Origin of the sequence: Acinetobacter sp. 809848, from assembly GCF_000581275.1 — a bacterium.
GTDB classification, from domain to species: Bacteria; Pseudomonadota; Gammaproteobacteria; order Pseudomonadales; family Moraxellaceae; genus Acinetobacter; species Acinetobacter pittii.
In genome coordinates this window covers 1-874 of record NZ_JEXG01000162.1, presented here as the reverse complement: position 1 = coordinate 874, position 874 = coordinate 1, and the positions used below count along the sequence as shown (strand labels likewise).

Here is an 874-nt window from a genome sequence, read left to right as displayed (position 1 = left end):
TGGGGTTAATCAACCACCAAAATCATTAAATGCAAGTATTATTGTTGATGGTCATACAGATTTTTATGAGAAAGGTACTGAAAGTGAAGGGAATTATAGCTTCAGAACACTAGTCAGCCCTACCATTATTAATGGTGATAAAGGGGTTAACATAAGAACGGTGGGTAAAACCAAAGATGATAACTTGGTTTTACAAGCTACTGGTATTACTTCAAAAAATGGTGACGTAAAAATAGAATCAAATAAAAGTATTTTATTTGATGCAGCTATTGAGCAAAGTTATGATCGATCAATAACTACTGAAAAGAAAAAATCATGGGGTGGTTTAAAGAAAAAGTATATTACGACTGTTTCTGAAAATAATGGCACAAATGCGGCATCAGTTGATATTTCTGCAAAGAATATTTCTATTGAGACAAAGAAACTAGATCCATCTGTAGATGCTAAAACCCCAGATAATAATATTGATATTTATTCTGGGCGCTTTACTGCTGAGGGTGGAACAATTTCTATTAACTCTGGGGGAAATCTTAACCTTTATACAGTGGAAGAGAGTTCTAGGAGTGATGTAGATATTACGAAAAAATCATCTTTTGCTGGAATCAAATACAACACCTCTAAAACAAATGCAACGCGTACTCAAGTTACTGAAATACCAGCAACCTTAAAAGCAGATTATATTGGGACAAAATCAGTTTATGATACAAGACTTGTTGGAACAGAATTTGAATATTTAATCGGTTCTACACTTGAAGCTGGCGGTAAGTTAGAGCTCATCGCTGCTAAAACCTCTATTACTGACTTGTTAAAAAAAGAAAAAAACTCTGTAGTCTGGCAATCAATGCAGGATAAAGGTTCTATCACTGAAACTGCT

The 874-nt window shown here is 34.1% G+C and carries 1 pseudogene; it reads left to right on the top strand.

The features are described 5' to 3' along the window. Positions 1-874 (top strand): annotated as a pseudogene (locus J536_RS24560) (hemagglutinin); the annotation flags it as partial.